This is a genomic window from Bacillus sp. REN3 (genome assembly GCF_017912555.1).
Lineage (GTDB): Bacteria > Bacillota > Bacilli > Bacillales > Cytobacillaceae > Mesobacillus.
In genome coordinates this window covers 39,654-48,381 of sequence record NZ_JAERSD010000029.1, presented here as the reverse complement: position 1 = coordinate 48,381, position 8,728 = coordinate 39,654, and the positions used below count along the sequence as shown (strand labels likewise).

The 8,728-nt window shown below is 46.5% G+C and carries 8 protein-coding genes and 1 pseudogene; 1 reads left to right on the top strand and 8 read right to left on the bottom strand.

All coding sequences use genetic code 11. The features are described from left to right. A pseudogene (locus JJQ88_RS19020) lies at positions 1–624 on the top strand (IS3 family transposase); the annotation flags it as partial. A 328-nt stretch (positions 625–952) separates the two neighbouring features. Here the strand turns inward: JJQ88_RS19020 and rlmH are convergent. From rlmH to yycF, 8 genes are all read right to left on the bottom strand, one after another. Then, a complete protein-coding gene (gene rlmH / locus JJQ88_RS19015) occupies positions 953–1,432 on the bottom strand; it encodes a 23S rRNA (pseudouridine(1915)-N(3))-methyltransferase RlmH (protein ID WP_210367615.1) in 480 nt (159 codons plus the stop codon). Between the two features lie 100 nt (positions 1,433–1,532). Beyond that, positions 1,533–1,694, bottom strand: coding sequence for a CxxH/CxxC protein (locus tag JJQ88_RS19010; RefSeq protein WP_210367614.1), 162 nt, complete (start codon positions 1,692–1,694; stop codon positions 1,533–1,535). A 120-nt stretch (positions 1,695–1,814) separates the two neighbouring features. Beyond that, positions 1,815–3,044, bottom strand: a complete 1,230-nt coding sequence (locus JJQ88_RS19005) for a S1C family serine protease (protein WP_210367613.1) — start codon at positions 3,042–3,044, stop codon at positions 1,815–1,817. A 193-nt stretch (positions 3,045–3,237) separates the two neighbouring features. Continuing rightward, positions 3,238–4,032: an MBL fold metallo-hydrolase gene (locus JJQ88_RS19000; protein ID WP_210367612.1), complete on the bottom strand. Its 795-nt coding sequence runs from the start codon at positions 4,030–4,032 to the stop codon at positions 3,238–3,240. A gap of 6 nt (positions 4,033–4,038) precedes the next feature. Further along, positions 4,039–4,830 (bottom strand): two-component system regulatory protein YycI, encoded by a 792-nt coding sequence (locus JJQ88_RS18995; protein ID WP_210367611.1) that lies wholly within the window; start codon positions 4,828–4,830, stop codon positions 4,039–4,041. Next, positions 4,811–6,136 (bottom strand): YycH family regulatory protein, encoded by a 1,326-nt coding sequence (locus tag JJQ88_RS18990; protein ID WP_210367610.1) that lies wholly within the window; start codon positions 6,134–6,136, stop codon positions 4,811–4,813. Before JJQ88_RS18990 ends, JJQ88_RS18995 begins: the two co-directional genes overlap by 20 nt. Next, positions 6,133–7,959, bottom strand: a complete 1,827-nt coding sequence (gene walK, locus JJQ88_RS18985) for a cell wall metabolism sensor histidine kinase WalK (protein WP_210367609.1) — start codon at positions 7,957–7,959, stop codon at positions 6,133–6,135. Before walK ends, JJQ88_RS18990 begins: the two co-directional genes overlap by 4 nt. Positions 7,960–7,968: 9 nt before the next feature. Next, positions 7,969–8,679, bottom strand: a complete 711-nt coding sequence (gene yycF / locus JJQ88_RS18980; protein WP_210367608.1) for a response regulator YycF — start codon at positions 8,677–8,679, stop codon at positions 7,969–7,971. Positions 8,680–8,728 lie beyond the last annotated feature (49 nt).

Here is an 8,728-nt window from a genome sequence, read left to right as displayed (position 1 = left end):
ACGGTCTCCCGCATTATGACGAAGAACCAATGGAAGTCTTGTACGGTCAAGAAATACAAGGCAACGACGAACTCGAACCAGCATCCAGTAAGTGAAAACGTCTTGAATCGTCAATTTAAAGCAAGCAGGCCAAACCAGTTATGAGTAACGGATATCACCTATATTCCGACCAATGAGGGCTGGTTGTATTTGGCGACCGTAATGGGCTTATATTCTCGTAAAATAGTGGGCTGGGCGATGGATAAGACCATGACAAAGGAGCTGGTCCTCTCAGCGTTAAAGATGGCGTACAAGCGTCAAAAGCCAGGGAAAGGAGTCGTTCACCACTCTGACCGGGGAGTCCAATATGCCTCCTTAGAGTATCAAGCATTATTGAAAAAGTACGATATGGTAGGAAGCATGAGCCGAAAAGGGAACTGTTATGACAATGCTTGTATCGAGTCTTTTCACGGCATTCTTAAGCATGAGCTCGTTTATCAGACTAAGTATATTTCTAGGGAAGATGCCAAAAAATCATTGTTTGAGTACATTGAGTTTTTCTACAATTCTAAGAGGATCCATTCGACTTTGGGCTATCATACGCCGAATGAATTTGAACAAATGAACGGATGTCCTGCGGCCTGATTTTAACTTTATAAAAAAGTTTAAACCGCACTTAATTTAAACTTTTTTATGAAGGCCACCAAGCGAAAGCGCGGTAGAAAAATCTGTGTCTATTTTCTTGACGTAGTATCACATTCAGATAAGCATAGAAGCACCGCGTGGGATAGGTCGTCATATTACAAAAATTAACCTTTTCTTTGATTTCACCATCGATGCTATGGCCGACAGCTACGAATTGTTGCAAAAGATTTATCCAGACCTTGAGCAGCAGCTAGATACCTGGTCAACAAGCTCCATATTATACGGTAAATATAAAAGGGACATGCTTGAGTCCCTTAATAGTTTACCTTTATTTATGGTACGGTTCACCCCGATTTATCCTGAAAGCCCTATACACCTGCTCCACCAAAATCAGCCTCATCAGCTGATGGGGAAAGGTCATCTTTGAAAAGCTGAGCTGGTCGTCAGCGCGCTTGAGGACTTCGTTGCTGAGGCCGAGGGAGCCGCCGATGATGAAGGCGATTTTGCTTTTGCCGTAGGTGGCGAGTTTGTCGAGGGTGTCGGCGAGTTCTTCGGAGGATTTTTGTTTGCCGTTGATGGCGAGGGCGATGACGTGCGCATCTGGGCTGATCTTGGCAAGGATGCGCTCGCCCTCCTTTTGCTTGACCTGGACCATTTCCGTTTCGCTCAGTTCCTCTGGGGCTTTTTCGTCTGCTACCTCGATCACTTCCACTTTTGCATAGCTGCCGAGCCGTTTCAGGTATTCTTCTATTCCTTGCTTGAGGTATTTTTCTTTTAGTTTTCCAACCGTCACGATCGAGATATTCACAGTCATCCCCACTTTACAAACAATTTACGAACAGTTTACAAACAAGATACCCACAGAAGTTATCCACATATTCACATCGCAATCCACATTTAGTGGGAGATCATCCGTTCGCTACAATATATGCAGCGGGTTTTCCACAGTATCCACAAGCAAACCCTGACTTGTCCACATCGTCAAGCTTGATTAATTCCGGGGCGACTTCGAACTCATCGATCGCTTCATCCAGCGCCAGTTCTACATGTTCTTCGCAACAGTAAACCATTTTCCCTCATCCTTTCGCCTCTTTTTATTTATTGTACCATTTGCCAAAATGTAATCAAAAATTATCCACAGACCATTTTAACACAAAAAGCAGGGAGCGATTTCCCTGCTTTCTTGGCACCTACATGGTTTCGCCTGCTAACGTCATCTTTGTTTCTTTAAGCTTTCCATTTCGGTAATATTTGATTTTGAGTTCTTCGCCGACCTTCTTTTTGTTATACAGATGCTTCCGCAGATCAACCGCATCGCTGATCTTTTCTCCGTCCATCTCGACAATGACATCAAGCTCGCGCAAACCTGCTTTATCTGCTGGCGAACCAGGCTGGACGCTCCTGACCGCTACTCCATAGTTCACGTCCTCTGGAAGCTTCAGCACTTTCTGCTGGTTGTAGAGTGACAGTTCACTCACCGATGCCAATACTACACCCATGACCGGTCGCTGGACTTCCCCGGTCTTTTCGAGGTCGTCAATAATAGGGGACGCAGAATTGATTGGGATCGATAATCCGATTCCTTCCACTTCCTGCTGGGCGATCTTCATGGAGTTGATTCCGACTACCTGGCCGGCAATATTGATCAGCGCGCCGCCGCTGTTCCCTGGATTGATCGCGGCATCAGTCTGCAGGACCTCGGCTTGCCAGTCCGGTGTCCCGTCCTGGTTGATATCGACTGGGATCGCGCGCTCCGTTCCTGAGATGATTCCCTGCGTCACGGAACCTGAAAATGTGAGGCCAAGCGGATTACCGATGGCTATGACCGGTTCGCCGGGCTTCAGCTTATCGGAATCGCCGAATTCCGCGACAACTTTAATCTTTTCTGCCGGCACTTCAAGTACGGCAAGGTCTGTCCATATATCGCTGCCAAGCAGCTTTGCGGGGATTTTCGTGCCATCGCTCAAGTTGACTTCAAGCTCCTGTGCGTTTGCGACCACATGGTGGTTTGTCACAATATAAGCCTTATCGCCTTCTTTTTTGTAAACAACGCCAGAACCAGTCCCTCCTGCTTCTGACTGCGATTGTCCCCAGAAATCCGTCCTCTCTTGGATATTCGTGATGCCGACTACTGCATCCCCGGCTTTATCCACCGCCTTTGTAACGCCGGAATAAACATCGATGGAGACATTTCTTGTTGCCGTTTGTTTTTCCTCGTTTCCTTTCCCGTCTTCTACGGAGACCGGCTGGTTGTCCGGCTCGATATCGTACGGAAGCAGGTCATAATTCGATAAGGCTGGAATTGAAAAAATCACAAGCAATCCTCCAAGAAGCGCACCTGCCAGGCCTGCTGCGAAAAAGCCGCCCTTCCTTCCTTTTTGCGGTTGATACCTGCTTTGATCTTCATCGTAATATCCCAATGTCTACCAACCCTTTCCTTGAACTCCATCACATTCTTCTATCTTTCATTATACTACCAAAACAGCGGCTTCCTGAAACGAAAGCCCTTCTTTTATAGCTTGGACAATTTTTGCCGAAAAAAAGAAGTAAAAGCGAATCCGATCAGATGCCTTTACTCCTTTAATACCCATTTGAATTTTTGGTGTAAACTTGCTAAATCGCTGTCAGCGCTGTCGGAGTCTTCGGATCTGTATCAATCAGGTCGAATTGCTCGCCGACGATGATCCCCCTGCTTTCCAATGTCTGGGCAACGGACATCCGGGCAAGCTCCTTCATGTTATTATCCAGGCTTAAATGCGCCAAATAGATTTTTTTGGTCTTGTCGCCGGCTACTTCGCTCATCGCGATGGCGGCATCCTCATTCGATACATGGCCGTAATCGCTCAGGATGCGGCGTTTGACGTTCCATGGATAGCGTCCCATCCGCAGCATCTGGACATCATGATTGCTTTCGAATACATAAGCATCCGCGTTGGAGATGATGCCTTTCATCCTGTCGCTGACATAGCCTGTATCGGTAATCAGGGCTAGTTTCTTGCCATCCTTGTGGAATACGTAAAACATCGGTTCGGCAGCGTCATGCGAAACACCAAAAGACTCGATATCAAGGCCGCCGAACGATTTCACGGTTTCCATATCAAAGCTGAACTTCTGGTCAAGAGGGACTTCCCCAATCAAACCGTCCATCGCTTTCCACGTTTTTTCATTCGCGTAGATCGGCAGCTTGTACCTCCTCGCAACGATCCCGAGGCCTTTGATATGGTCGCTGTGTTCATGCGTCACGAATATCCCCGAAAGGTCTTTCATCTCGCGGCCGATGCCCTTGAACAAAGCTTCCATCTGTTTCCCGCTCAAGCCGGCATCGACCAAAAACGATTGGTCCTCCGTCTCCACAAAGATCGCATTTCCCGTACTCCCGCTGGCGAGAACACTAAAATGCAATGTCATATCTCTTCACTCCGTTAGGTTAGTCTCATTTTCTGTCAATGGGATGACCCGTCCGTCAAATGCATGGACAAAGAGATTTTCTTTGCCGTCGACGACAATCCTCCATGTCGGGGTCAGGACATGGGAAGCCGTCAGCTGCACAAGGGTCGAGTAGCCAAGCTCCACTTTCGTGATCTTGCTTTTCGGCTTGAGCAGACCCTTTTTATAGAGGTTTTCAAGTGCCCGCAATGGCGGCAGGACTTCCTCTTGCTCGCTGATTTCATCCATGACCTCCAAGTAGGTTTGCTGATAGGAAGTCACTTCATTTTTTTCATTGAAATAAAGCGTCAGCTTCGCGCTGTTATTGTAATAGAACGTTTTGCCTTTATGCTTCTGGTAATAGGTAAGTGTCCGTTCTTCATCATCCTTTTTCCAGAAATCGTATTGTTCGCCTGAAAAGATATTTCCCTTTACATACGGGCTGACTTCCGATGGTTTAAAACTGCTCGACAGCGTGAACGGCTCTTCCAGCTCGACCTGGAGCAAGGTCCCTTCCCCAAGGATGGCTGCTTGTCCCTTTGCCTTCCTAATATCCTCGTCGGTGAACACCTTCGCCTTTACGCTGATGTATTGTTCCTTTACCACTTCGGGAAGCGTCTCATACCGGATATCGTCATTTTTCAATTTTTCCTCCAGGGAAGCTTCTTTGGGAATTTCATACTGTGCCGCACTCCTTGTATTCATGAATTGGTACACAAGGTATATGTCCAGGACAAGGAAGGTCAAAATAAAGATTGTTTTAATTCTGCTCCAATCCAAGATTCCTTGCCTCCTCTTCCGATATCAGCCGCCGCCATTCCTGGTTATATAGATAAAACCATCCCGGTTCCAACGAGATCAGCCTTTCATCTGTTGGTATTTCCCTCATATAATATCCCAGCATCAAATTGCCGAGCAGCTCCGGCTTGAAGTTTTTCTTTGCCTCCAGCATTTTCAGGGCCTCATAACCGGAAGGAAGTTTTTCCGTTTCCATATCCTGTTTCAACTGCAGCTCCAGTTGGAAACCTGGACGTATATATCTGCTGATTTGCGATTGTGTCCATTGCTGGTGGATTTCCGACATCCCTATGGAGTTGAATACTGGATAGCCTTCCTTGCTGTAGAGCCGGAACCGCACCTTCTGGTTAAAATCATCTTTATAGACGTATCGGTATGCATCCGTCCATCCCCCATGGCTGTTGATGAATTCGATGCTCTTTTGCAGCACGTTGCTTGTGCCAATCACTGAATCATTGTAACGGATTGGATTAACATATGAAATCATCTTCGTCGTCCTATCGAAGGTCATCTTGCTGTAATCATCCATGTATTCCTCCCTGTCTGCCATGATGTTCCGCTGCACAAAGCTTGGATCATTGAACAGGGCTTCCTTGAATTGCTCCATTTCCAAGGGGATACGATAATACGTGTATTTCATCATTTCCGTTTCGCCGGCTGGCAAATAAATCCGCTTGGTGTCTGATAAGGAATAAAGGAAATATGGAGTTAGCTTTCCTGCCCGCTTGTAAAATTTTTCTGCAAATTGATTGATGAAAGTTGGATTGACATTGCTTTCAAAGATCTGCTGGTTTTGCTGCGAGTAGAAATAAATGATGCCATCCTGTTTTTCCTGGGTTTCAGCATGGATGATGATCCGGTCAAAATCAAACTTCGGCAAATCCTTTTCGTCGATATTCAAGACTCGCTTAAAAAGATCGATCGGGACTTCATCCGGGAAAATGATCTCCGTATTGGACCCTGAGACAAGTTTTTCATTGAAATCCGCTATGCGTCCCGGATATTTATTGACATCGAAAAACTTCCACTTCGAGATCGTGGCAATCATGTTATCAATATGTTCATTATCGATCGTTCCATATTGTTCCCCGCCAATATGGTAAATGACCTGATGTGGCTTCACGACTTTCCTGATTTCTTTTTTCATCCCAATGCTTACTTCCTCAACGGTCTTTTCGCTAGGGACGATCTCGTACTTTGGCTGGTATGTCCAGATATTCCATGTCAGGATCCCGCTTAGGAGGACAAGGATTGTCAGAATCGTGGTTTTAATGTTTTCATATGTCATGACCAATCATCCTCTGCATTCTGGTCATAAGGAAGGGTGAAGAAGATCGTTGTCCCTTTCCCTTCCACACTCGTTGCCCAAATTTCCCCGCCATGGGCGTTGACCATTTCCTTTGCAATCGCCAGGCCGAGTCCTGTTCCGCCAAGCTTCCTTGTCCTTGCCTTGTCAACCCGATAAAAACGGTCGAAAATTTTCTCCAGATTATCCTTTGGTATCCCTACGCCTTCATCGGAAATGCTGAGGGTGATTTTATCCTCGGAAAGTTCTGTCCGGAAGGTGATGGTTCCGCCTTCTGGCGAATACTTCATCGCATTTGAAATGATATTATCGAGTACCTGCGTAATTTTATCCTCGTCGATTTCCACAAAAATAGCATCCTCATCCACTTCGCGGACAAATGTGACATACTGGCTTTTTGTCATCTCGAACCGGTCAATGATCCGGTTGAAAAAAACCGGGAAATTCACCCATTCTTTAGAAAGCCGGTAGTCAACACTGTCCATCCTCGAAAGCTGGAGCAAGTCATTGACAAGGCGAATCATCCGCTCCGTCTCATTCCGGGTCGTTTCAAGGAAATTCGGTGCGATTTCTTCGTCCTTCCACGCTCCTTCGGCCAGTGCCTCCAGGTAGCTGCGCATCGTTGTCAAAGGCGTACGCAATTCATGTGATACATTGGCAACGAACTCGCGCCTCTCCATGTCGATTTTTTCTTGTTCCGTGACATCATAGAGTACGGCAATCAATCCGTTGACAAACCCGCTTTCCTTTTGAATGACAGAAAAGTTGGCACGCAAAATGAACGGTTTGCCTTTCGTGCTGTAATCCAGGATGATCGAATCTTTTTCCTGCAGCAAATCATCGAAAGTGTAGTCCTCATCGAGTCCGAGAACAGACACGATTGGCTGTGAAAGCACTGTTTCACGTGAAACACCCAGCATCTCCTCTGCTGGTGCGTTAATCAGGATGATCCTCCCTTTACGGTCAGTGGAAATGACGCCGTCCGTCATATGCGAAATGACAGAAGAAAGCTTCCGTTTTTCTCCCTCAGTCGTTGCCTGGGCTTCCTGGAGCTTTTTTGTCAGGTTATTGAAAGTCAGGGCCAGTTGGCCAATTTCGTCATATCCATATACTTTGACCTTCCGGGAGAAGTTCCCTCTCGTCATCGCCAATGCCTGTTTGCGCATATCCGAGATTGGCCTTGTGATGGTCTGGGCCAGCAATATACCGAGAATTGCGGTGAAAATCAAGGCGATTGCCGTCCCGGTAGCCAGGATTTTATTGATATCCTTCATCTGGGAAAAAATATTTTCCACTTTCGCCACCAGATAGACAGCGCCAATCGCTTCGTTGTTATGCATGATTGGCGTTGAAAGCACCCAAACCCTTTTGGTGCTCTTCTTGTCCATCTGGATGGCGTCTTCATCCTCTTCAAAAACGATGGAGCGTTTGATTTTCAGGTCTGGCGTCCTCTGGCCGACAATCCCCTGGTTGTTCGAATTCGAAGTGCCAAGGATCTTGAAGCTTCCGCCATCAATCACCCTTATCTCGGATATATCCGAGGACCTATAGCCTTTTAAAATCTCTCTGATGGCATCTTCCTTGGTCGGATCCTCTTTTCCGCGCTCCTTTACCATCTCTTCCTGGATATCATAGACAAGCAGATTCACCCGTTGTTTGACAGAATTCTGGTAATTCGTCATCAGTGTCGTTTCCAATTTGCGGACAAAGTACACGCCAATGATCTGCATCGCAACCAGGATCAGCAGAACGTAAATAATCACGAACTTCAGGTGGATCGATCGAAAAAAACCAACTTTTTTCATTCTGGCACCTTATTCCTGTTCAGAGTTTCGCAGATAGTAGCCTACCCCTCGCCTTGTCACAATCCAGGTTGGGTGGCTAGGATTGTCTTCGATTTTTTCCCGGAGGCGCCGTACAGTAACGTCAACCGTTCGGACATCGCCGTAATAATCATATCCCCACACAGTCTGGAGAAGGTGTTCCCTTGTCATGACTTGTCCGATATGTTTGGCAAGATAATGGAGCAGCTCGAATTCCCGGTGAGTCAGTTCGATTGTCTCTCCTCTTTTTGATACGACATAAGCGTCAGGATGGATGGTCAGCGAACCGATCGTGATTTCATTCGATTCATCCTCTTCATCCGTTTTAGCCGCATTGTGCTGATGGCGGCGCAGGTTCGCTTTGACACGGGCAATTAATTCCCTTGTGCTGAAAGGCTTTGTGACATAATCATCCGCACCAAGCTCAAGCCCAAGGACCTTATCAATTTCAGAGTCTTTTGCCGTCAGCATGATGATCGGCATTTCATATTTCTTGCGGACTTCACGGCACACTTCCATGCCATCGCGCATTGGGAGCATGATATCGAGGAGGATCAAATCTGGCTGGATTTCCTCGACCATTTCGATGGCCTGATTTCCGTCATAGGCACAATGTACTTCATAGCCCTCTTTTTTTAGATTGAACTGCAAAATATCAGCAATGGGTTTCTCGTCATCTACAACTAAGATCTTTTTCTCCATACCAATTCTCCTTTTTTAGCCAAATAGTAACCATCTATTCATCTTTTTC

Bases quoted from the DNA above. Each gene is read 5' to 3' on its own strand.
- walK (WP_210367609.1), bottom strand. From the start codon at position 7,959: ATGAAAAAAGTTGGTTTTTTTCGATCGATCCACCTGAAGTTCGTGATT.
- yycF (WP_210367608.1), bottom strand. From the start codon at position 8,679: ATGGAGAAAAAGATCTTAGTTGTAGATGACGAGAAACCCATTGCTGAT.
- JJQ88_RS19010 (WP_210367614.1), bottom strand. From the start codon at position 1,694: ATGGTTTACTGTTGCGAAGAACATGTAGAACTGGCGCTGGATGAAGCG.
- JJQ88_RS18990 (WP_210367610.1), bottom strand. From the start codon at position 6,136: ATGACATATGAAAACATTAAAACCACGATTCTGACAATCCTTGTCCTC.
- JJQ88_RS19000 (WP_210367612.1), bottom strand. From the start codon at position 4,032: ATGACATTGCATTTTAGTGTTCTCGCCAGCGGGAGTACGGGAAATGCG.